The organism is Psychrobacter sp. ANT_H56B (genome assembly GCF_008369245.1).
Classification (GTDB): Bacteria; Pseudomonadota; Gammaproteobacteria; order Pseudomonadales; family Moraxellaceae; genus Psychrobacter; species Psychrobacter cryohalolentis.
In genome coordinates, this window is record NZ_VOBF01000001.1 from 495,014 (window position 1) to 519,943 (window position 24,930).

The window sequence follows — 24,930 nt, forward strand, 5'->3', positions numbered from 1 at the left end:
TATCACTACCTTAAAGCTCATAGCGTATTGTGGTAACTGTTAATTGAGTAAAAAAGGCAGCCCTAGCCTGACTCAACTCTTGCTTAATTGTAGTGAATACGTCAACTGTTGACGTTTGGCAAGTCTTAAACGAAAAAATATGTGTCAAAAGTTTGCGAAGCATCCAAATTATGCGCATAATAGCCTCATTAGCAGCCACCACAAGTATATAAATATGATGAAAATAAAACCTCTTATCACCGCTATATCTATCGCTGTTGTTAGTATGAGTGCTATTGCTGCACCTACTGATGGTACACGCACTTTACCTGTACGCACAGCTGACTCGCTTCCTAGTATTGCGAAAAAAGTCAGTCTAAATGTGCAAGAAAGTCGCATTAGCTCAGTCGTCGACTCTAGTACGTCCGTAAAACTAGATACGAATAAAGCCAAATCAGCGGACCGTATGACCCAGCTGATTGATGCCAAGCAGGACGCTGAAGTGAAAGCATCGGTCGCCGTTACCGCTGACAATATGACCGTAGAGGAATTGACTCGTAAGGATGAGCAATCAGACAGTGACGATATTAGCGAAGGTCAAGCGGTATCAGCACCTAGCTCTGCGATGGCTGATAGTGCAACGGATACTTCTATCAAAAGTATCGCCGATGTTGATGGTAAAAAACATACCACGCTGAATTTGTCTAATTATGCCAAACAAGTAAACGGTGCCACATGGACACCGAGTATGAAAGTTAACTCAGCTATGACTATCAAAATGCAGGCGCTGCTCGATTGGAATCATGCGTCTCCGGGCGCTATTGATGGCGGCTGGGGCATGAACAGTAAAAAAGCACTGATCAACTTCCAAACCATGCAAGGCTTGCCAGCAAACGGTAAGATGGATCAAAAAACATGGGATGCTTTAAATAAAAATATTCCAGCTAACAAGCCAGTTTTAGTGACCTATACCATCACTGAAGATGATGTGAATACCAATTTTGCTACTATGCCTGCAGGCTCAGAAGCTAAGTCAAAAATGAAAGGCTTGTACTATCAAGACATCAAAGAGATGTTTGGTGAGCGCTTCCATATGGATGTGCGTTATTTAGACAAGTTAAATAAAAACAAACAATATAAAGCGGGTGAAACCATTACTGTGTTAAATACGCGTGCTCCGCTTAAGCAGCGTATCAATCGTGTCGTCGCCAATAAAGCCGATAAAACCCTTTATGCTTATAATGATGACAAGCTGGTTGCAACCTATCCTACAACTGTCGGTAGTGACAGCACGCCATCACCACAGGGCACCTTTAAAATCGTTAATAAAGTAAAAATGCCGTGGTATAAAGCAACTGTTGGTGAAGGCGCAGATAAAAAAGTACATATGTTACCACCAGGACCGAACAGTCCCGTAGGTGTGGTATGGATGGGCTTATCTAAACCTTCTTACGGTTTACATGGCTCACCTAAGCCAGAAGGTATCAGTCGCCAAGCATCAGCAGGCTGTGTGCGTTTGACTAACTGGGACGTTTTAGAGGTTTATGCCAATATCGAAAATGGCGCAACCGTTGAGCTAAAATAGTTCAATAGATAGTACGCAATAAAAAAGACCTTGATCATCGTATCAAGGTCTTTTTTTATTATATTCCAAAAGATTCAGTACCAAAATTTTAAATGTAATAAATAAAATGAATAGCATATATAAAATGCTCGATTAAATGATACTACGATCTTTTTTACCGCAATCTATGCTTTGTAACCCTCTTCATTACCTGTAATGCTGCCAATTTTTTTGGTGAAAAATAATGCTGTGGGAATAGAAACTAAGAAACCGATAGCGACTGCTATTTGAATATGCGGAATCTGGTTAAAACCCATGACCAAAGCGCCGATCATAAAGAGACCGATGATGACAGTTGCTGCCATTGAATAGACAACAGAAAAAAGTGGCCAGTTCATAATTTATTCCTTACTTTTATTATGGGTATAACTACTTTATACACTATATCCACACTAATAGTAAGTCTTTTATTATTTATGCTTAGCCCAATCATAGTAAGTAATTACTATTGATAACCTTATTAAAAGTATTGATTTATAATAAGTGTTTTTACTAACCCCAAACCGCCTTTTATTTAAAAGTTTTCCACCCTTTGTACTGGTCTAATTTTATTCAGGAAGACCTATGACTACGTGCTTGTTTATCCTTACTATTGAAATATTCGACTGACAATCTAAATAAAATTGTCTGGTTTATAGCAAAAAATGAGTAGGGTTTACCATGTATTTACTTAGGAATCTTCAACACCCTTGGCACGTTTGTGCTAAAATCGCTTGCAAAATTATTTTACTTATTCTACTAAATACATCCGTCAGTAAGGAGCCGCTGTGAGCCAGCCATTTCGCTCAGCCGATATTCGTCAAGCTTTTATCGATTTTTTCATAAGCAAGCAGCATACCCCCGTCGCCTCATCGAGTTTGATTCCGCACAATGACCCGACATTACTATTCACCAATGCCGGCATGAATCAGTTTAAAGAAACTTTTTTAGGTATGGAGTCACGTGACTATACGCGTGCAGTAACCTCGCAAAAATGCGTACGTGCTGGTGGCAAGCATAATGATTTGGATAATGTCGGTTATACAGCGCGTCATCATACGTTCTTTGAGATGCTTGGTAACTTCTCCTTTGGCGATTACTTTAAACAAGCAGGTATTGGTTATATTTGGGAATTTTTGACCTCAGATGAATGGCTTGCGATTGATAAAAACCGCTTGTATGTGACCATTTATGAGACTGATGACGAAGCCTTTGATATTTGGCATAAAGACATCGGTATCCCAAGCGAGCGCATTATCCGTATTGGCGATAATAAAGGCGCGCCTTACGCCTCTGATAACTTTTGGACCATGGGCGATACCGGTCCATGCGGTCCTTGTACCGAAGTCTTTTATGACCATGGCGCTCATATCGAAGGCGGTTTGCCGGGTACCCCAGAAGAAGATGGCGACCGCTATATTGAGATTTGGAACTGTGTCTTTATGCAGTTTAACCGTCAAAAAGACGGCACGCTATTACCACTCCCTGCACCTAGTGTTGATACAGGCATGGGGCTTGAGCGTATTAGTGCCATCATGCAAGGCGTTCATGGCAATTATGAGATAGATTTGTTTGTACACTTGATGGATGCGGCGGCTGAGATTTTAGAAATTGAGAATCAGCAACAGTCATCATTAAAAGTCATTGCTGACCATATTCGCGCTGTTTCATTTTTGATTGCTGATGGCGTTACCCCAAGTAATGAAGGTCGCGGTTATGTGCTACGCCGTATCATTCGTCGTGCGGTACGTCACGGTAATAAGCTTGGTGCCGATAGCGATTTCTTTTATAAAATGGTCGCACCCTTGGTGGCTGAGATGGGCACTGCCTATCCAGAGCTAAAAGACAAACAAATCGTCATTGAAAATGCTATTCAAAAAGAAGAAACCCAATTTGCCAAAACCTTAGCACAAGGTTTACGTCTACTTGCCAGCGAATTGGAAGGCTTACAAGATGGTGACACCCTCTCTGGCGAAGCGGCATTTAAGCTATATGATACCTATGGCTTCCCTGTTGATTTGACTGCTGATATCACCCGTGAGCGCGGTATCGTAATTGATGAAGCGGAGTTTGATGAACATATGCAAGCACAGCGTGAACGCGCGCGTGATGCAGGAAAATTCGACGTCGATTATAGTAGTGTCATACAAGTAGAAAACCCAACCACCTTTATCGGTTATGAGCAGCTTGAAGAAGAAGGTGTCACGATTGATGCGCTGTATCAAGATGGCAATCCAGCCGATAGCTTAACTGAAGGTATGGAAGGCGTTATTGTACTTGACCGTACACCGTTTTATGCTGAAGGTGGTGGTCAGGTTGGTGAGCTTGGTGAGATTCGTACCGCATCAGGGGTCTTTGACGTCCAAGATACTAAAAAATCTGGTCAAGCCATCATTCACTATGGTGTCGTGACCATGGGTGACATTAATACCAAACAAACCGCTGATGCGCAAGTATTGTCGAGTATTCGCGCAGCCAGTGCCAAAAACCACTCTGCCACACATCTATTGCATGCTGCATTAAGAGAAGTATTGGGCGACGCGGTCACGCAAAAAGGCTCGCTAGTATCAAGCGAAGTATTACGTTTTGATTTCTCCTATGACAAGCCCGTCAGCACTGCTGAAGTTACACGTATCGAACGCTTAGTTAATGAGCAAATTCAAGCCAACACCCCTGCTCGCATCGAGAATATGTCTATTGACGAAGCGATGAAACAAGGTGCAATGGCATTGTTTGGCGAAAAATATGGTAGTGATGTTCGCGTCTTAACCATGGGTACTGGCAGTATCATCGATGGTCAACGTAAGCCCTTCTCTATTGAGCTTTGTGGTGGTTTGCACGTTAAACGTACCGGTGATATTGGTGTGTTAAAAATTACCAGCGAATCAGGTATCGCTGCTGGCATCCGCCGTATTGAAGCTGTTACTGGCATGAATGCGATTAAAAATATCCAGCAAAGTGAGCAGCAGCTGAGCGAGCTTGCCAGTCAGCTAAAAGTTAAACGTCCAGAGGTTGCACAGCGCGTGCGTACCATGGCGGATAAGCAGCGCGAACTTGAGAAACAACTAGAGCGTTTAGAGCAAAAAATCGCCAGCGCCCAAGCCGCAAACTTGCTTGATGACGTGCAAACCATCGCTGGTACGCCAGTACTTATCAGTACCTTAAGTGGTATCGATGGTAAATCTATCCGTACGTTGATGGACGATATCAAATCAAAACTACCAGATAGTGTGATTGTATTGATTGGTGATAAAGATGAGCAGTTAGCACTAGCCGCCAGTGTGGCAAAGTCTGTGACTGCGAAAGTAAAAGCCGGTGACATCATTCGTCATTTGGCAAGTGAGCTTGGTGGTAAAGGTGGTGGTAAACCTGACTATGCTCAAGGCGGCGCGCCAAAAGCTGCCAATACTAGTGCGGTTGTCAATGCCCTACCTGCTTGGATTGCGGACCAGCTTGGCTAATACCTTAAGCTGAGCAATATTGTACTAAATCAGAGATAAGATACGCGATTGGTTATAACGGTTATAACCAATCGCCATGTATCTAATGTCTACTGATACTTAAAGTTACGGCTCGAATATGATATAAAGGTCAACGCTTAGACTTATTTCAGCGTATGAAGTCTATTGGCATAATAAGACAGTAAACCATCAAAAAGTAAAACAAAGGGCGCAGTTCTTATAATCTGGCTTTATCGTTATTAAAATCAATCTAGCACTTAATTTAGACAGTGCCATGACGAATTGATGTCTCTCAATAACAGATAACCATTGGTGAATAATAGGTAGATTTTTATGGCGTTAATAGTACAAAAATATGGCGGCACCTCGATGGGCAGTATCGACCGCATCAAAAACGTCGCCAAACGAGTCAAACGCTGGCATGACAATGGTCATCAAGTGGTCGTTGTCGTGTCTGCCATGAGCGGTGAAACCAACCGTTTGATTGATTTAGCACGCCAAATCAGTAGCCAGCCCGATCCTCGCGAATATGACCAAATGGTCTCAACCGGCGAGCAGGTGTCTATCTCACTGCTTGCCATGGCGATTAAAGAGTTAGGTATCGGTGCACGTTCATTTACCGGTCGTCAAGTCGCTATTAAAACCGATAATGCTCACAATAAAGCGCGTATCGAAAGTATCGATGACAAAAACATCCGTGAGCAGCTAGATGCCGGCAACGTCGTTATTGTCGCAGGCTTCCAAGGTATCGATGAAGAAGGCAATGCGACGACATTAGGGCGCGGCGGCTCTGATACGACAGGCGTGGCGATTGCCGCGGCTTTAGGCGCGGATGAATGCCAAATCTATACTGATGTTGATGGCGTCTATACCACTGACCCGCGCGTCACCTCAAAAGCCAAAAAACTTGAAAAGATTACTTTTGAAGAAATGCTTGAGATGGCAAGTCTTGGCTCTAAGATTTTACAGATTCGCTCAGTAGAATTTGCTGGCAAATACGGCGTACCGCTGCGCGTATTATCTAGCTTTGATGAAAACAACGATGGTAGCTTCGACCAAGAATTTCAAGACAATGTCGGCACCCTAATTACGATAGACGAAGGAGACAATATGGAACAGGCAATCATCTCAGGTATCGCTTTTAATCGAGACGAAGCAAAAATCGTCGTACGCGGTGTCCCTGATCACCCTGGCATTGCTTCTGCTATCCTCAGCCCTATTGGCCGCGCCAATATCGAAATTGACATGATCGTGCAAAACCTATCTACCAATGGTATGACTGATTTTACTTTTACCGTTAATCGTACGGACATGGAAAAAACCATGAAAGTACTAGAAAGCGAAGTCAAAGATGAAATCGGTGCTAAAGAAATATTGGCCAATGATGAAGTGGTTAAAGTCTCATTAGTCGGCGTCGGCATGCGCTCGCACGCAGGTGTTGCTAGTCTTATGTTCCAAACCCTTGCGGAAAACAACATCAATATTCAAATGATATCGACCAGTGAAATCAAGGTATCTGTTCTTATCCAAGAGCAGTATCTGGAAAAAGCGGTAAGATCACTGCATACGGCCTTTGGTCTTGATCGTGAAGACGGTGAAAGCAAAATCGCTGGTTTATAAGAATGAGCGTATAAACACTTTACTAAAGCCGTATAAAAATAATAGGCTTTAATATTTGTTCAATAAACTGCGATTTATTATTTTCAATAATGCTTAATGCTTAATACTTAATTAAATAGGGTCTTATTAAGACCCTATTTTCTTTTTTTATTATTGCTAAGGTTATTATAAAACCAATAGTTTTGTGAAAACCCGTGACAGTATCTGTTATGCCCCCTATAATGAGGGTTTCATTTGGGCTAAATGAATTTATCTATCATTATCGCTATTAGCATCCTATTTTGGGTAAAATTTATAAAACAATGTTTATGACATTTACTTTATAACAGCTGCCTATTTTGTGCAGCGATAATGTCCTGTAATTGAGACGCAATCTGATGAGTAATAATCTGTTGATGCGACATAAGGAGTGTGACGCATGTTAATTTTGACACGCCGCGTGGGCGAAACGCTAATGATTGGCGACGAGGTCAGTGTGACTGTCCTAGGTGTCAAAGGCAATCAAGTACGTATCGGCGTTGATGCGCCAAAAGATATTGCCGTACACCGCGAAGAGATTTATCAGCGCATTCAACATGAGCGCACGGTACAGTCGCAAATGCAGCATCTTGAGCAAGGCAGCTTTGCGCCTTCATTTGATGATGAAGACTATTTTAATCGCTAACCTGTTAGCTTTCTATCCAACTATCAATAATCATTAAGCTTGTATCAAGCATGCTAGTTTTGGCTTTTTAACAGCTTTGAGGTCATTTATTTATGAGTATCCGCCAATCAGATGTATCGGCTCTACTTAATGGTTTGAATAAAAAAGCCATTGGATTCAATGATGTCATCAGTTTTATTGATGATTTTTATCGTTATGCGCCAGCGCCTTTTGTGAATGGCATGGCACATAATGCTGCTGGTGAAAACGAAGGCAGCGCCAAGATTTTTGGTTTTGCAAAGCATCACGGCTTAAATCAATTAGATACGCTAAAGTTGTTTGGTGAGCATTACCAAACAGTTCAAGCGACGCCTAAAGGAGTTGATCATCCCAATATTCGCAATTTTTTACATTGGGGCTGGCAAGGTTTTTTAATGGAGAAGAATCCATTAACACTGCGCCCTAGCGTAGATACCAGCACGCTTTAATGGTTTATGATTGACGATTATAAAAAAGCCACACTATGATGATAGCGTGGCTTTTTTTATGCTTCATTTTTTATCAGTGCATTTAGATAGTAAGTCTATTTATCGCGAAACTTCACGGGCTGTACCGCGCCTTTTGGATTTGGCATATTGGGATAATGATGTTCATGTTCAACATCACATTCAGCGCCAACGACCGAACCATCTTCTCTGACCGGCTTATGAATATAGCCAGTTCGCTCAGCAGGCGCCAGATGTTCATGTTCCCATACCATCACGGCTTGCATACAGGTCTCGCGCTGCTCAGCGGTCAGCTTACGACCGTCTTGCCATTTGCCAAGCTCAATTGCCATACGAAATTTATCGACCACTTCAGGTGTTAGGCTTGCTAATATCGTTTGTTTATCCATCGTGCCTACTCTCCACTACTATTTTTTATATCACATTTTTGTCTAATAAAGACGCTTATTCATCGTCCATGATATCATCATCAGCGTCGAGACTGAATTCCTCAGCATGCACATTCCAGTGCAACTTCGTCCGGCACGCTTCATAAAAGTCAAACCCTGGCGGATGTAGCAAGGTTAATTTATCCGGATGCTTACGAATATATAGACGCTGCTCTTGTTCAAGCGGCGTGCTTGGTTTACCGTCAGCACTGACCATCGGCTGGGTGCGGTTGTCCTCGTGAATACGAATACAAATTTCGCTGGTGCCACTGACCACAATAGGGCGACTTGACAGCGTATGCGGATGCATAGGCACCAAACATATGGCATCCATGCTTGGATGGATAATAGGACCACCACCAGAGAGCGCATAAGCTGTCGAGCCCGTCGGTGTCGCTACGATGAGACCATCACTATGCTGCCGATAGACATCATGCCCATCGATTTTCATCTGAAAATCAATCATATGGACAGACTTACCAGCGTGCAACACGATATCATTGAGTGCCATGTCTTCATGAATAATCTTACGACCTTCACGAATCTCCATCGTCAGTAAAAATCTATGGTCTAACTGATAATCGCCCATCAGTACTTGGCGCAATTTAAACGCCGCTTCATCAGGTTTGACATCGGCTAAAAAACCAAGGCGACCACGGTTAACCCCCAAGACAGGTACACGATAGCGCGCTAGTGCTTCGGCAGCATGGAGTATAGAACCATCACCGCCAACCACAATGACTAAATCACAAATCTCGCCGATAAGGCTACGCTTAACAATTTTGACTCTCTCAATATCAGTGAGATTCAGAGTTGGCAGGTTAGCGGTTTGCACATCCATAATCAACGTAAGATTCATGTCGTTAATTATCTGGGCAATCTGCCCAAGACTTTGGGTTACGCTGCGCTTTCCAGCACGACCCATCAAGCCAATACGGCGAAAGGCTGGATTTTTGATAGCGTGGAACAGCTCTGATTCATGTAGGTGCGGCAATCTTGCGGACTGCGCTGAGGTTTCCATAAAACGACTCGGCATGATGGTAAATTACAGAGCAATGATAACGAGAAATAGGCAATTAGACTAGCCTGTTTATCAATTATCGTTGTTAACAGTCGTAATTGACCCCATATAAAAGCCAACATGCGCTGTTTTGGGCATATGTATTTAGCTATTTGATATCGCTGTGTATAGGAGCAATAATCGACTCAATAGTTGCGCAAAGCCTTATACGCTGTCACGCAAACACCGTTGACAATAATGGCGATTTTGCTAAAGTAGCTGACATAACTATTATTTATATTTTATTGAGGACAACTTTATGGCCAATCCTATTGTCAGTCGCGCAGAGCTTGCCGTCGGCGGTGCGCCGATGACAGTGAAGGGCGTGATTCAAAAAACCAGTTTATTGCTTGGCTTATCGGCGATTACGGGTATTGGATTTTTCTTTTATGCGTTGATGGCAGGTTTATCACAAGGTTTTATCACGATGGCGGCTTTTGGTAGTATGTTTGCTGCCTTTGGCTTAGCGATTTTCATTACCTTTAAACCGCAAAAAGCTAAGACGCTTGCCGTCCCATATGCACTTTTGGAAGGTATATTCTTAGGTGGTATTTCCCTGTTTTTCATGAGAATGTACCCAAGTGTACCAGTCACTGCAATGTGTGCAACCTTTGTAACAGCGGCAGTTATGCTAGGGCTATATCGCTCAGGCTTGGTTAAAGTGACTGAAAAGTTCCGCTCAATCGTCACCTCAGCCTTGATCGCTATCATGCTAGTTTATGTGGCGCAGTGGGTACTTTCTTTAGCCTTTGGTTCAAGCTTACCTTTCTTGTTTGAAGGTGGCGCTATCGCTATTGGCTTTAGCTTATTTGTGATTGTTATCGCCTCCTTTACGCTGTTATTAGATTTTGATAATATTGAGCGTGGTGTGGCAATGGGTGTGTCAGAAGACTACGAATGGTTATTCAGTATTGGTCTTCTTGCAACGCTAGTGTGGATGTATATCGAATTTATGCGTCTATTAAGCTATCTACAAGATTAGTCAAATAGCTGTTCGATAGTCATTGAAATAAAAAAACCGTCTTTTATAAAGACGGTTTTTTTGTGGGTAATCTTCAGAGATTTGTTTAAATGAGTTTAAGCTGGTTTAAATTAAGCACGCTTTAGACGCAGCGCATTTAATACGACAAATAATGAGCTTAGTGACATGCCAATAGCAGCTAGCCAAGGTGGCACATAACCCAAAGCTGCTGGTATCAATACACTACCATTATAAATAAGTGCCCAACGCAAGTTTTGTTTGATAATACGTTTGGTTTTATCAGCGATACGTTTCGCTGCAATAATAGCTTCGATTTGTCCGTTTAGGATAATACTGTCACTAGATACTTGCGCCAAATCTGCTGCACCGGCAATCGAGGTTGAAACGTCTGCCGCTGCCAATACTGGCGCATCATTAATACCATCACCAACCATCAATATCACTGCACCTTGAGCTTGTAGCTGCTGAATATGATTGACCTTGTCCATTGGTGACAGACCGTTATACGCAGACTGCATACCCAAATTTTCAGCCATGACCAAGGCTTGCGGACTTGGGTCACCTGTGAGCATGACAGGCGCGATACCTAATGCTTTCAAGCTATCCAGCATAGATTGAGCGCTATCACGTACCTTATCATTAAAATAAAAACATGCCAGTGCTTGCCAGCTTGCTGATTTATCCTTTTGACAAGATAAGACTACCGCTGAGCTGGCGCGCTCGGCAACTAAATCAATCATTAAGTCATTATCCGCATTGATAACATCAATCATTTTGTCTAAAGCAAAATCTACATGACCAATACGATATAGCACACCATCGATCATTGCTTCCACGCCACCTGCTGGATAATGCTGCAGCGCTTGTGTCGCTGGCAGATGCAGCTGATAGGCAGCGGTCAGTAGCGCATGAGCAATCGGATGGCGACTGCCTACCTCTAACGCCGCCGCAATGGCCAATACATTGTCTCTTTGCTCATCTGCCTTTGTGATGACACCTGTATCAGTAAGTAGCTTAATGTTTAATAAATTGGGCTTACCATAGGTCAAGGTTCCCGTTTTATCAAATGCCACATGGGTAATTTCAGCAAGCGTTTGTAGGGTATGCCCGCGCGTCGTCAAAAACCCATAACTAGCCAATCTATTGGTCGATACAGTAAGCGCAATTGGTGTCGCTAAAGACAGCGCACAAGGACATGTCGCGACCAATACCGCCACCGTTGCCCAAATCGCTTGGCTTGGGTCAACGATATACCAGCCAATAAATACCAAGACAGATAATACTAAAATACGCGCCACAAACCAACGTGCTAGCTTATCTGCTTGCTGGGCAAGTTTTGGCTTTTCACTCATTGCCCGATTCATTAGCCTGTCAATCAAACCGATTTGGCTGTCTTCTGGTAACGCTGTGACCAACATCTCAAATGGTTGGCTGTCGTTTTGTGCACCGCCGACGATATAGTCGCCTTGGGTCTTAGTGATTAAATCACCTTCACCTGTCAGTAGGCTTTGAGAAACTGTGGCGGTTGAGCTGAGCAAGATACCATCACTGATAATCTCAGAACCTGCCTCAACCATGATGATGTCGCCCACTTGCAAACTATGGGCGGTTACCATCTGCTTTTCTTTTGCCTCATCGTTTGTATTTGAGACAGTTAATCGTTGCTGACGAGTCTGCTGCCATTCTTGAGCAATACGTGATGTTAACTGATAGACATTAGCATCCATACTTTGCGTAAAATTAGGCGTAGCGCTCTCTGTATTTTGACTACTTGTCTCATTACTAATCTCGTTAACAGTTCCATTAATAGCTCTATCATCAAGCTTATTAACAGACTCTTCGCTTTCTTGTTTAAGCGCATTTTTCTGAACGCTATTTTGTTCTAATAGCTGCAAAATACTTGCAGCAGAGTCTTTGTCTTCAGAAATTTTCTGTACCAATACTGGCTCAACTACCACCAAATCGTTTGCCATAGTTGCCGCTTTTAGGCGCGCATTGTGCTCAATATAACGACCTGCCAGCAAGAAGAAAATAAACATACTGACTGAGTCGTAGTAGGTCTCCCCTTGTCCAGTAATGGTGGCAAATAGACTGGCGAAAAATGTGACAATCAAGGCAATACTAACGGGTACGTCCATATTGACTTGGCGAGCACGAATCGCTGACCATGCTGACGTAAAAAATGGTACACCGGCATAAAAGAATACTGGCGTACTGACGAATAAAGACACCCAGCGCAAAAAATCTCGCTGAAATATCAGCATATCGCTATATTCACCGAAATAAATTGCCACGGCATACATCATCGCTTGCATTGAGCCGAGTGCCGCAATGCCAAGCCTTATTAGCATTTGGTTGTTATGACGTGCTAGCATGGCTTCGTGGGTATCTTGCCGATAAGGCTTGGCTTCATAGCCAATTTCATTGATAACCGCAAGAATCCGGCTAATCGGTAGCTTGGTCTCATCCCAAATCACCCGCATGCGTTGATTGGTCAAATTAACCTGACATTTACTGATGCCATCTAACTCATCAAGTCGCGATTCAATCAACCACGTACAAGCAGCGCAGCGCAGATTATTGACAGACAACTCTGCTACCGACATACCGTCTTGGGCGTAGACAAACTGTGATTTTATTTCATCATGGTCATAAGCTTCAAGGCGGGTCATCTGAACGGGTAAGCTTGCCGTACGGTTAATCTCCGAGCGATCAAGATAATATTGCTCAAGCCCCGCTTCCACGATACTTTGTGAAGCTAACTGGCAGCCCATACAACACATCTCACGCGATTTACCTAATATATCGGTATGAAACGGCGGCTGCGGCACGGGATCACCGCAATGAAAACAATGACCCGCCAGCGGCAATACCAGACCGTCAATAATAGAATTGTCTTGATAATGAGTATTGGTTTTTGATGACCTTGGTAATGTCGGTGATGTTGGCGGCATAGGAGATGGAAGACTGGACATAATCGCACTTATTTCCTTTAGACAGAACATTGAGTAAAACAGCTTTAAATCAAGGCTCTATCATCTGATCTACTCGATATCGAGAAAACCACTATGTTTGATGTACATTGGTTAACTGGCTACTATATTTGGGGCTACGCGTACGCGACATTGATGGTTATGCTTCTTTAAAATAGTACGTGTTAATGCAAACCATTACTCTTATTCAAAGTTGAGACAGTGTTACGACAATAAGAGGTGGCGGATACTTTCAAATAACCATCATTGCTTTTATAAAGATTATACTATAAGCACAGGCTCTCAGCAGTATAACTCCTGAGCGCTGAGAGCAAATGAATGCCTGCGTTGATGATGATAGATTGAAAAATTTGTCAATTTGCGTCATTATGAGGCAGTTTTTCATCCCAAAATGGTGTGTCATCAGTGCAAAAACCTAATCCTAAGCAACCACAGTCCTCTAAGCCTGCTATCAATACGCTACCTTCCCAGCAGCGCGGTGTGGTGTTTAGTAGTATTTTATTAATTGTTATCATCGCTGGCATGGTGTTATTAGCACTATACTTGGTCAAACTTGATCGCACCATTACTCACAAGTTTGAGGGTAAACGCTGGGATATTCCTGCCAAAGTATATTCGCAGCCATTAGAGCTGTATCAAGGCGCCAACGTCGATAAAGACACGATGAAGAAGTGGCTTGAGCTACTTAATTATCAAAGTGATAAAGCCTATGATCGCACGGGTACTTATCATAAATCAGGTAATACCTATTTTATTCATACACGTGGATTTACTTATAGCGCTAATGATATAGACCAAGAGCAAGTCATCAAAATGACTATTGCTGGTGATAAGATTGAGTCAGTACAAAGTACTGTGGCGGCGAAAACCGGCATTATCCGTCTTGAACCGGTGAATATCGGTGGTATTTACCCGGATAGTAATGAAGACCGTATGGTTGTCTCGTTAGATCAAGTACCGCAGCCGCTTATTGATGCGCTGATAGCGACAGAAGATCGTGGTTTTTATGAACATAAAGGGGTATCGATACGTGGTATCGCTCGTGCAGTCATCAATAACTTCTCTGGTGGATCACGTCAAGGTGGCTCGACCATCACCCAGCAGCTGATCAAAAACTTTTATCTCAATTCAGACCGCACAATGAAGCGTAAAGCCAATGAAGCCTTGATGGCTGTGCTACTTGAGCTGCATTATAGTAAAGATGAGATTTTGCAAGCATATCTCAATGAGATTTATCTGGGTCAAAATGGCAAACGCTCTATTAATGGTTTTGGGTTGGCATCACAATTTTATTTTGATAAGCCGCTCAATGAGCTGCGCCTAGATCAGCAAGCACTGCTTGTCGGGATGGCAAAAGGACCGAGCGTTTATAATCCGCGCCGCCATCCAAACGATTCAAAGGCACGTCGCGATGTTGTGCTTAGCAATATGTTGGCCGTCGGCTCGCTCAGTCAAGAAGACTACGATAAAGCATTAAAAAACTCACTTGGGGTAGTTGATAAGCCTGTTGAAGGTAAAAGCCAATTCCCTGACTTTTTAGATATCGTCAAGCGTGAACTAAATAAAGTCTATTATTCCGATGATCTCAAAAACGAAGGTCTGATTATCATTAGTACCATGGACCCTATTGCCCAGTTGGCAGCGGACAAAGCGGTTGAGAGAAAGCTTGGCGAGCTACGCCGTAGTGGTAGCAAAACCAAAGATTTACAAGGGGCACTGGTCAGTGCCAACCCTGAGACGGGTGAGCTGGTTTCTGTTGTCGGTAGCGGAAGCGAATTTACTGGGTTTAACCGTGCGGTCGATGCCAAACGCCAAGTAGGCTCATTGTTAAAGCCGATTATTTATATGACCGCTCTCGAAAGTGGTCGCTATAATTTGGCAAGTTCGGTTGATGACTCCCCTATTACGGTCAGTCTAAGCGACGGTACCGAATGGAATCCCAAAAACTATGACAATCGTGATCATGGCTACATACCCTTTACTACAGCGCTGTCGCAATCGTATAACCATAGTGCTGTACGCTTAGGGATGGAGTTTGGAGTCGACACCTTTGCCAAGCAATTAAAACGTATGGGCGTTAAAGAGAAAATACCCCCTTATCCTGCGGCATTATTGGGCTCAGTCAATCTAAGCCCGATGGACATGCTTGGGGTCTATCAAGTCTTTGCAACGGGTGGTTTCCGTACGCCTATTCATAGTATCCGTAGTGTGATTGATGATCGCGGTAGTATTTTGCAGCGAACAGGCTTAAATACTCAGCGCAGTATTCCGCCTGAGACCAACTTTTTGATTAATTATGCGTTGCAAGACGTCGTCAGGAACGGTACAGCTAGACGCGTGCAATCGCTTGGTAGCAATCTAAACCTTGCGGGCAAAACAGGTACTACCAATGATTACCGCGATGCGTGGTTTGCCGGTTATAGTGGTAACTATGTCAGCGTGGTTTGGGTTGGACGTGATGATAATAAACCGATTGGGCTTAGTGGCGGCAGCGGTGCTTTGCCAGTTTGGGTTGATTATATGAATCGTCTAAAACTGACACCTGTTGCGCTACCAGAGCCAGAAGGCATCGAATGGCTATGGTTAGAGAACAACTCAGGCAAGCTGTCTAATGAGCGCTGTGCCAGCGCACGCTACTTGCCTGTTATGTCAGCATATTTGCCCCAAGAAGCCAGCAGCTGTGCGATTGGCTTATACCAACAGGATCGTGCGCGCGAGCAGATGCAGTGGCAAAATCAGCAAGGCAATATCAACAAGCAACGTCGACGTGAAGGATTAGAGATTCCAGATGGTGAAGTTATTGATAATAACAGCAATGATGCCGAGCAAGACGGTGATACACCCAATCGTGTAGATACTTGGTATGATCGTGCTGTTGAATGGTTTTAGTGAACTGCTTCTATTTCAGTCGTGATAGCTGAAAATTTGACTTTAAAAGTTAGTAGCTGAACGATTTTAAGATTTTTAAAACTTAGAAAGGGTTTTAATATGGCGTTATCTATATTGCAAGCGTTATTGACTCAGCAGACGATTGAAGCTCAGTCCAAAAAACAGCCAAAGCATTTGCATACAGCTCTTTTAATTAGCGCTTGTTTTGGCATGCTAAGCTTGAGTGCTTGTCAGACTGCACCAACTTCAATAAAAGCGCCTTCTGCTCAAACCTTACCATCAACCAGTAGTCAAAAAACGACGCAACCTGAACAATCCACAATAGTGACGCAAACCCCTAGCACTGATCATAGTAGTTATGAAAGTGTTGAGAGTACTGAAGCTGATAAGACTGACGATAATTATCCTATCGAGCCTTATCATCCACCTGCATCAATAGAGTCGCCAACGGAATCGGTAACAGAAAAGCCACCTGTAATCTTGGGGTCTAATCAAAGCACGAGTCAAACTCCGATCGTAACTCAGCCTGATACCGTGATCCTCACGCCTGCTCGTGAAGATGAAGTGATATATGTGCCATCTATCCCGTCGCATAATGAGCTACTAGAGCGTGCGCGGCAGAACTCGCAGCGCAGTCAGAAAACCACCAACAATAATAGCAACTTGCCTGCCTTTCGTAACCTGATGCAAGTGGGTACTGAGCAATTAAAGGCAGGCAATTTAAATGGCGCTGAGAGTAGCTTCACCCGAGCTCAGCGCCTAGCACCCAAATCATCAGCGGTATATTTTTATCTTGCGCAAGTGGCGCTTAAAAAAAACCAGCCGCGTAAGGCTGAAGCAATGGGACGGCGTGGGCTTAGTGTTTCTCAAGACAGCAGTCGCCGCCGTGCACTATGGCAAATTATTCTACAGTCTGGACAAGCACAAGGTAATGCACGGGTGATAAAAGAAGCCAAACAAGCATTACGCTAACAGTATTATCTTTTTGATTAATCATGACGACTGACTATATAAGCGCTAAAATAGGCTTTTATAGTCGGTCGTTAATTTTTATTATCTATTTTTTATTTTGAAACAAGGTTACTTTTATGGCATGGCAACAACTTCACTTACAGTGTGAAAAAGACAACGTAGATCTTGCTGAAGCGCTATTATTAGAAGCAGGCGCGCTATCTATTGCACTTGACGATGCAGGCGACCAACCTTTATTTGAGCCACTTCCTGGTGAATCACCACTATGGGACGAGGTAATTTTAACAGGGCTCTTCGATGCTACGATAGAGACTGGAACTCGTGATGTTATCGAGCAACTCAGTCATGAGATTGCAGCCCAAGTACAGGCGAGCCGTAGTTGGGTAAGTGCTGTCGATGACAAAGATTGGGAGCGTGAATGGATGTCCAATTACAAACCCATTGAGTGTGCCAATGACTTGTGGATTGTACCTAATTGGCTAACACCGCCTAATCCTGAAGCGACCAATATTATTATGGATCCAGGCTTGGCATTTGGTACTGGCTACCATGCGACCACTCGCCTATGTCTTGATTGGCTAACTGAGCAGGACCTTACAGACAAAGTAGTGATTGATTATGGTTGCGGCTCAGGTATCTTAGGTATTGCCGCCTTATTGTTAGGGGCGCGCCACGTTTATGCCGTAGATATTGATCCTCAAGCGGTACTGGCAACCAATCAAAATGCGGCACGCAACTCGGTCGACAATCGTTTGCAAGCGTTTTTACCAGAGGACTTTACTGCCTTTTGGCAACAGCAAAATATAGCGCCTGTAGAAGTGATGGTTGCCAATATTTTAGCCAAGCCACTGATAGGTCTAGCGCCTTATTTTGTCACCTTGATGGCACCAAAAAGTCGTATCGTCCTTGCCGGTTTGATTGAATCACAAACTGAGCAAGTGACCGAAGCGTATCAGCCTTATTTTGCGCTTGATCCTAAGCACGCTTTTACTGCACAAGAAGATCAACATTGGCAGAGATTGTCTGGTACATTTACAGGCTAGCAACATTAAATTACATCTGTTACGATAGAGTAGTAGTTAAATGTTGTGTATTTGGCGCTACTCTAGAGTTGCCTGTAGTTTATAGTTAATAATACTTCAACAATGACATTGAAGTATTTGGCAGCGGTTGGTGAGTGGCTATACGGTATTCCTACTGATACCTTTTTGGATTCAACTCTATGACCACACCCATTAAAACCCAGTGTCCTCATTGTCATACCATTTTTAATATAAAAAATACCCAGTTAAATCAAAAAACCGCGACAGTCTGTTGTGAACATTGCCAGCAAATGTTTTTGGTGAATAACAATCTTATCGTCACTGCTGATATAGACAGCAATCGTAAGCTGACAAGTACAGAAGTTTCTAGCGAGCGTGATAAGAAAATTAATGACATAACCTCTCATAAGAAACATTCTATTTTAGCAGCTGCAAACTCAAATGATACAGATATCCTAATTCATGACGATATGATACATGATGACATGATTCATGACGATATCGATATTGAGGCATCTGCTGACAAGAGTCTAGAATACGACTCACTAGATAGTATGGATGCGTGGCTTACACAAGCCACTGATAACAATAATGCTACCCAAAACGCTCTATCAGCAAGAAGTACTGCGAAAAAATTAGATAAACATTCAGATACATCCCTTAATTTATTTGAAGAAACTTCTACCTCTACTAAGCCTTCAAACCGCTCTCCTTCATCCGCAGAAATGGCTTTAAGCTCAACGGCGGCTAACAGTATTCATGCCAATATTGATAATGATGCTGATGACTCGTGGCTCGAAAAACTGCTGAAAGAACAGCACCCACCCGAAGATACGCCAACCAATGATACTGATTTATCGCAATTACTCATTAGTATGGGCGTCGACTTTAAAGAAGAAGACCGTAATAAAGCGGCACATGCCAAAAGATTACAAGCGCAAGCCAAATTCTCACCAACACCATCCCATCGTTCAGTAGCTTCATTACTATGGACAGTAGGCTGTTTGGTGCTAGTACTACTACTTTTTGCTCAGTACATTATGTTTAACTTAAATAACTTAGTTAAAAATCCTGCACATGCTCAACGCTTACAGACGATATGTACGATTGCAGCTTGTAGCCTGCCCAGTGCTGACTTGACTGCCTTAACTATGAGTGATATCAGATACCGAGCCGGTCGAATAAACAGTGCAGCTGATTCTAGTGATATAAGCGCTACTCTAAATAATCAAAGCTCACAAGCACAGCTATATCCTCATATAAAAGTCAGTGTATATGGTGCCAATGCGCTGATTGGTGAGTTTATCGCTCCACCAGATAAGTACTTGGTTGGTAAACAAAGTCAATTAGCTTCTAATGGTCGTAAGCAGTTACTTTTTACGGTACCTATTGCCAATACTCAAATTAGTAAAATTGCTATTAATCCCATTTACTGATATTCGCTGACTGATATTCGCTGACTGATATTCGCTCATTAACCTCATCTTCTTAAGATGATCGCTGCTGATTTTGATATAATAGCCAACGAGAGCCTCATGGTTTTACTCTTTAACCCCAAGGATATTATCTTATGACACCACAGGCACAGTATAATGCCAGTCATGTTAACAAAAGCGCTGGTAATCTTGATTATTATGAAGAGGACTACCATCGCTCAATCCGTAATGTGGAATCTGCTTTAGATGACACAGATCATGCGCATGAGCCATTACGGATACATGTTGAACGCGTGGTGCGTCAATATTTTGCAATGTTAGGTGATGAGATACCAACTGACTTATATGAGCTTATTTTAAAAGAGATAGAGCAACCTTTGCTGTCTGTGGTACTAGAAAAGAGCCTTGGTAATCAAACCAAGTGTGCACAGATTTTAGGTCTAAATCGCGGTACACTACGCAAAAAGCTCAAAATATATGGTTTAATGTAATACTATAAATAATGTTTTTGATAAATCTGACTTATTAATAAGTACCATCAATCCTATTTATGAAACGCTTACCTACCCTAACTGATATTATGTATGGCAGTTTGTAGTTTATGATCTTATCACTCACGATATGCTCTATACTGATTGTCATTGTTACCTTGCCAGACGTTTACGTCAGGCTTTTTTTATGGAAATTTTTTTATGAGTAAAGCCCCATTAGCACTACTGTCGGTCTCCGATAAATCCAATATCGTTGAGTTCGCTCAAGGTCTGATTAAAGCAGGTTTTGGTCTGTTGTCGACTGGCGGTACTTTCCGTTTACTCACAGAGCACAATGTCGCTGTCACCGAAGTATCAGACTATACGGGTTTCCCTGAGATGATGGATGGTCGGGTTAAAACGCTTCATCCCAAGATTCACGGTGGCATTTTGGGACGCCGCGGCACAGATGATACTGTGATGAGTGAGCACGCGATTGAGCGTATTGATTTAGTAGTCGTAAACCTTTATCCATTTGCAGAAACGATTGCCCGTAGTGACGTTACCATGGATGATGCCATCGAAAATATCGATATTGGCGGACCTACGATGGTGCGTTCAGCGGCAAAAAATCATGCACACGTTGGTATTGTGACTGATCCAGCTGATTATACGCGTGTACTTGAAGCATTAGGAGATGGGACAACATTAACCCATGCCTTACGCTACGATTTAGCGGTTAAAGCGTTTGAGCATACGGCACAATACGACGGGATGATTGCCAACTTCTTAGGCAGCCGTGTTAACGAGAATCAAGAGCCGGAAGATTTTTCACGTACCTTTAACGTTCAGCTAGAAAAACTGCAAGACCTGCGCTACGGTGAAAACCCGCATCAAAAAGCAGCGTTCTATGTTGAAAACAATGCTTTAAAAAGCAAGCAAGCATCTATTGCTACTGCTAAGCAATTGCAAGGCAAAGCATTGTCTTATAACAATATCGCCGATACTGATGCCGCGCTTGAATGTGTGAAAGCTTTTAGTACGCCTGCCTGTGTGATTGTCAAGCATGCCAACCCTTGCGGCGTTGCTGTCGACACTGATCAAGTAGCAGCATATCGCACTGCCTTCAGCACCGATCCTGAATCTTCTTTTGGCGGCATTATCGCTTTTAACCGCCCGTTAACACTTGCCGCCGCTAAAGCCATTATCGACAATCAGTTTGTTGAAGTCATTATTGCCCCAAGCATTGAAGACGGTGTCCTTGAAGCGACAGCTAGCAAGAAAAACGTTCGCGTTTTGGTCTGCGGCGACTTGCCAGCACCTGAGTTACGTGACCGCCAGCTTGATTATAAGCGCGTCAATGGTGGCTTACTGGTGCAAGAGCAAGATTTAGGATTAATTACTGCCAATGACTTAAAAATCGTCACAGACGTGCAACCAACCGAAGCGCAGATTGCTGACTTACTGTTTAGCTGGAACGTTGCAAAATACGTCAAATCTAACGCCATCGTTTATGCTAAAGGTCAGCGTACCATTGGTGTCGGCGCAGGTCAGATGAGCCGTGTTAACTCAGCTCGTATCGCTGCTATTAAAGCGGAGCATGCTGGACTTGCAACCGAAGGCGCGGTTATGGCATCTGATGCTTTCTTCCCATTCCGTGATGGTATCGATAACGCTGCCGAAGTAGGTATTGCGGCGATTATCCAGCCGGGTGGCTCTATGCGTGATGATGAAACCATTGCTGCGGCAAATGAGCACGGTATCGCCATGGTATTCACCGGTATGCGTCATTTCCGTCATTAATTTGTGATTGAGCGCTATCCTCATTAAAAACTCATCCTCTTGAATAAAAAAAGCCACTGTATGATTACAGTGGCTTTTTTAATGGTTAAAAATAGATTTATTTAAAATGGATAGCGCACAAAGTACTTATCGCCCTTGTGCATTTTCCATATTGGCTTTATTAATCTCAACCTTATACACCAAACGCAAATAGTCTAAGTAATCTTGCAACTGATCTTGGCCTAAATTATCACGGATAATCGCTGCCGTTTGCGCTCTTTGGGCGGCAGATAATGGTGATTGCTGCTCTGTTTTGATACGGTCACCAACCAATACCGTTGCGCCCATTTCTGTTTTACTTGCTACGGCAACTACACCGTTCTCAGGTGCTTGCTTACTAAACGCTAAGCCGCGCTCTTTTTCTGTCAGCTGCGTAGTCTGACGATTGATCTCACCAAGCGCTTGGAATGTTACCCCTTGCTTATTGATATCAGCAGTAGTCTTAATACCAGCCGCAAGTTTTTTCGCATCATTTAATGCCAATTCACTAGCCTTTTGCTGACGTAATAACTGCGTGATTCTAGGCGTCGCAGCAGTTAAAGACAATGTTTTGGTCGGACGATAGTTACTTGGCTGTACCCATACCGTGCCATTACCAACTTCGATACCAGCGGTGACCGCTTGGTCTTGAATGGTAAACTCATCAAACGCTTGTTTAATCACCGCTGGCTGGGCAAGGACAGATTTATTATTCTCTTTGCGGTAATCTTTAAGACGTTTTAATGACACATTTTCTTGCTGAGCAATATCTTCAATACTAAACCCATCTGCGGCTAAATCGTTAATCGCCGTTACTTTGTCAGCATAGATTTCTTGACGCTTGTACTCTTTTGCTTTGGCTATCAAATCATCACGCATACTCTCAAGGCTTGGTATCTTGTTACCATTATCTTCAGTCACGGTGAATATCTGATAACCAAAGCTGGTCTTCACTGGTACGCTAACATCGCCTACACTCAAACCTTCTAACGCTTTTTCTACTGCTGCTGCATCATTGCCAAATACTGAGGGATTAAAGCGTCCGATATCGCCGCCTGTTTCGCCTGATGGATCATCTGACTCAGCTTTAGCAACCTTCGCAAAGGCTTCACCTTTGGCAAGACGCGCTTTAATTTTATCAGCACGTGCTTTGGCATCGCTACCAGTTAATAAGATTTGGCTGACCTTACGCTCATCGACGACGGCAAGGCTTTGCTTATAGGCTTCGTACTGCTGCTGTAAGTCCTCTTTAGTGACCTCGTTTACTTGGATGGTCTGAGGGCTAAGCTGCAAGTAAGCCAAATCGACCATAGCAGCGCTCTTTAGCGTGTCTTTATTGGCATCATAATACGCTTGGATGTCATTTTTACTCAATTTAACTTTTGACACATAATCTTGCCAGTTAAAACGATGTAGCCAGATATTGCGTGCCTCTAGCTGCAAATCAATCAGTTGACTGACTGCTTTCATCGGATAGGCAGCAGTACCAACGATACTAGCATTCAGCTGATCTAAGCTCAACTGATTGCGGAACTCATCAAACAGCTGATTTTTTGTCATATTGCGTTGACGTAAAAAGCTTGCAAACTGATCATTTGAAAACTCGCCATCTGCACCTTTAAAGATCTCTTCTTGACGCAACAGACGATTGATGGTGTCATCAGAGACGGTCATACCAAGCTTGCCAGCCTGCTGCTCTAGCAAGGTGCGGTCAATCAGACCTTTTAACACTTGCTCATGTAGCACATCTTCATTTAATAAACTGGCATCATCAACTTGGTCTAAAAGCTCAGTACGGCGATTGTTTACTGCCGTTTGATACTCTGATAGGCCGATACTCGCTTCCCCTACCTGAGCGATCTGATTGGGATCGACATTACCCCCAAAGTAGCTTTCGACGCCCAATAGAGCGAGCGGCGATAGGCATAAAATCAATAAAATGCGACCCGGCCAGCTTTTTAAAAAATCGCGCAATTTATCCATAGTTATCTCTGCTTTATTAACCTATATTGATGAAAAACCATTGTAATACTATTAATAATATCAACGCTCTACAAGCTGGCAATGGTAAGAAAATGGTAAAACTAACAAGGGGTGCATTTTATTATGGTCGCTCAAGGCGGATAACACCGTCTTGGTTTGAACAACATCTCTATCGCGCGCCCTATGATACGTGATTTTTGATGCAGACTCAAAATATTCAGGTGATATAATACAAACTATAGCACTAAAAAAAGCACCTAATATCTAGGTGCTTTTTTGATGAGTCGCTCATAGCTGTTATGAGGTGTCACCTTTTATTGCTTTATCATCAACAAACGCAGTTTTTATTCATGTATCACGTCATAAGCTGCGACTGTCTTTAAATAGATACGGCTTAGTTCAAGCGCTCTTTTAGGTTTTTACCAGCTTTAAAGCTTGGTACTTTGCTGGCTGGGATGCTTAGCTCTTCACCAGTCTTAGGGTTACGGCCAGTACGTGCTTTACGGTCTTTTACGCTAAAAGTACCAAAACCAACTAGTGAAATGCTATCGCCAGCTTCTAGAGCTTCGCCAACGCTTTCCATAACTGCGTTCAATGCATCGCCAGCTTGAGTTTTATTTAGACCACTTTTCTCAGCAATGCTATCAATTAATTCTGACTTATTCATAAAATTTCCTTCAAGTTTTAGGGGGTAAAAAAACGCTCACGCCAAGCATTGTATCGCTCTCAGAGCACTTAAGCAATAAAAACCACTTGGCTCATGCATAAACAGGTTTTGCTTTGTTATCGCCTTTATAGCAAGGCAACATAAGGAGCGCAAGCAATTTTACATATTTTTGTGCACTCTACAACGTATTTGACACCCAATGTTACCTAAACCTGCTGCAATATGATGACAAAAACGCTATTTTAGCTTTTGTTTGCTGAGCCCTTATCTAGACGCTGATGTTTATCAACGCCAACTATAAACTATGATAGTTAACGCATGAAATAAAAGAATTATTGTCAGGTAATAATTTTGCAACTGACAGAAACCCGCGT

General features: G+C 42.9%; 17 protein-coding genes and 1 pseudogene. 12 read left to right on the forward strand and 6 right to left on the reverse strand.

What is annotated here, in order from left to right:
• The first annotated feature begins 139 nt into the window (after positions 1-139).
• A complete protein-coding gene (locus tag FQ082_RS02020; protein ID WP_149491848.1) occupies positions 140-1,564 on the forward strand; it encodes a L,D-transpeptidase family protein in 1,425 nt (474 codons plus the stop codon).
• Between the two features lie 164 nt (positions 1,565-1,728).
• Here FQ082_RS02020 and FQ082_RS02025 read toward each other — a convergent pair whose 3' ends face one another.
• On the reverse strand, positions 1,729-1,941 hold the full coding sequence (locus FQ082_RS02025) for a hypothetical protein (protein WP_133104485.1): 213 nt from the start codon (positions 1,939-1,941) through the stop codon (positions 1,729-1,731).
• A 429-nt stretch (positions 1,942-2,370) separates the two neighbouring features.
• On the opposite strand from FQ082_RS02025, the gene alaS reads away from it, so the two are divergent.
• The 4 genes and pseudogenes from alaS to FQ082_RS02045 all read left to right on the forward strand — a co-directional run bounded on the left by alaS (position 2,371) and on the right by FQ082_RS02045 (position 7,794).
• The gene (alaS, locus tag FQ082_RS02030) at positions 2,371-5,043 is read left to right on the forward strand and encodes an alanine--tRNA ligase (protein ID WP_149491849.1); all 2,673 of its coding nucleotides are present in this window, start codon (positions 2,371-2,373) and stop codon (positions 5,041-5,043) included.
• Positions 5,044-5,376: 333 nt separating this feature from the next.
• A complete protein-coding gene (locus FQ082_RS02035; RefSeq protein WP_011513965.1) occupies positions 5,377-6,663 on the forward strand; it encodes an aspartate kinase in 1,287 nt (428 codons plus the stop codon).
• Positions 6,664-7,081: 418 nt separating this feature from the next.
• Positions 7,082-7,249, forward strand: a pseudogene (csrA, locus tag FQ082_RS02040) (carbon storage regulator CsrA); the annotation flags it as partial.
• 170 nt (positions 7,250-7,419) lie between these two features.
• Positions 7,420-7,794 carry a HopJ type III effector protein gene (locus FQ082_RS02045; protein ID WP_011513967.1) on the forward strand — a complete coding sequence of 125 codons (375 nt, stop codon included), beginning with the start codon at positions 7,420-7,422 and terminating at the stop codon, positions 7,792-7,794.
• 95 nt (positions 7,795-7,889) lie between these two features.
• Here FQ082_RS02045 and FQ082_RS02050 read toward each other — a convergent pair whose 3' ends face one another.
• Both FQ082_RS02050 and FQ082_RS02055 read right to left on the reverse strand, forming a co-directional pair.
• Positions 7,890-8,201 (reverse strand): YeaC family protein, encoded by a 312-nt coding sequence (locus tag FQ082_RS02050; RefSeq protein WP_011513968.1) that lies wholly within the window; start codon positions 8,199-8,201, stop codon positions 7,890-7,892.
• A 55-nt stretch (positions 8,202-8,256) separates the two neighbouring features.
• Complete coding sequence (locus tag FQ082_RS02055; protein WP_020443747.1) at positions 8,257-9,261, reverse strand: NAD(+) kinase; 1,005 nt, start codon at positions 9,259-9,261, stop codon at positions 8,257-8,259.
• Positions 9,262-9,559: 298 nt separating this feature from the next.
• Between FQ082_RS02055 and FQ082_RS02060 the strand changes: the two genes are divergently transcribed.
• On the forward strand, positions 9,560-10,282 hold the full coding sequence (locus tag FQ082_RS02060) for a Bax inhibitor-1/YccA family protein (protein WP_011513970.1): 723 nt from the start codon (positions 9,560-9,562) through the stop codon (positions 10,280-10,282).
• A gap of 110 nt (positions 10,283-10,392) precedes the next feature.
• Here the strand turns inward: FQ082_RS02060 and FQ082_RS02065 are convergent, their stop codons facing one another.
• Positions 10,393-13,257 (reverse strand): heavy metal translocating P-type ATPase, encoded by a 2,865-nt coding sequence (locus FQ082_RS02065; protein WP_149491850.1) that lies wholly within the window; start codon positions 13,255-13,257, stop codon positions 10,393-10,395.
• Positions 13,258-13,680: 423 nt separating this feature from the next.
• Here FQ082_RS02065 and mrcB point away from each other — a divergent pair, with 423 nt between their 5' ends.
• The 6 genes from mrcB to purH all read left to right on the forward strand — a co-directional run bounded on the left by mrcB (position 13,681) and on the right by purH (position 21,888).
• Positions 13,681-16,164 carry a penicillin-binding protein 1B gene (gene mrcB, locus FQ082_RS02070; protein ID WP_149491851.1) on the forward strand — a complete coding sequence of 828 codons (2,484 nt, stop codon included), beginning with the start codon at positions 13,681-13,683 and terminating at the stop codon, positions 16,162-16,164.
• Positions 16,165-16,263: 99 nt separating this feature from the next.
• Entirely contained in the window at positions 16,264-17,136 is an 873-nt protein-coding gene (locus tag FQ082_RS02075) for a tetratricopeptide repeat protein (protein WP_149491852.1), read from the forward strand.
• A gap of 116 nt (positions 17,137-17,252) precedes the next feature.
• Complete coding sequence (prmA, locus tag FQ082_RS02080) at positions 17,253-18,179, forward strand: 50S ribosomal protein L11 methyltransferase (protein WP_149409569.1); 927 nt, start codon at positions 17,253-17,255, stop codon at positions 18,177-18,179.
• A 179-nt stretch (positions 18,180-18,358) separates the two neighbouring features.
• Entirely contained in the window at positions 18,359-19,615 is a 1,257-nt protein-coding gene (locus FQ082_RS02085; protein ID WP_149491853.1) for a DUF3426 domain-containing protein, read from the forward strand.
• Positions 19,616-19,845: 230 nt separating this feature from the next.
• Positions 19,846-20,106 (forward strand): helix-turn-helix domain-containing protein, encoded by a 261-nt coding sequence (locus tag FQ082_RS02090; RefSeq protein ID WP_149491955.1) that lies wholly within the window; start codon positions 19,846-19,848, stop codon positions 20,104-20,106.
• Between the two features lie 201 nt (positions 20,107-20,307).
• Entirely contained in the window at positions 20,308-21,888 is a 1,581-nt protein-coding gene (gene purH, locus FQ082_RS02095) for a bifunctional phosphoribosylaminoimidazolecarboxamide formyltransferase/IMP cyclohydrolase (RefSeq protein ID WP_149491854.1), read from the forward strand.
• 126 nt (positions 21,889-22,014) lie between these two features.
• Here purH and FQ082_RS02100 read toward each other — a convergent pair whose 3' ends face one another.
• The gene (locus FQ082_RS02100; RefSeq protein WP_020443756.1) at positions 22,015-23,889 is read right to left on the reverse strand and encodes a SurA N-terminal domain-containing protein; all 1,875 of its coding nucleotides are present in this window, start codon (positions 23,887-23,889) and stop codon (positions 22,015-22,017) included.
• Positions 23,890-24,283: 394 nt separating this feature from the next.
• Complete coding sequence (locus FQ082_RS02105) at positions 24,284-24,556, reverse strand: HU family DNA-binding protein (protein WP_011513979.1); 273 nt, start codon at positions 24,554-24,556, stop codon at positions 24,284-24,286.
• Positions 24,557-24,930: the final 374 nt, after the last annotated feature.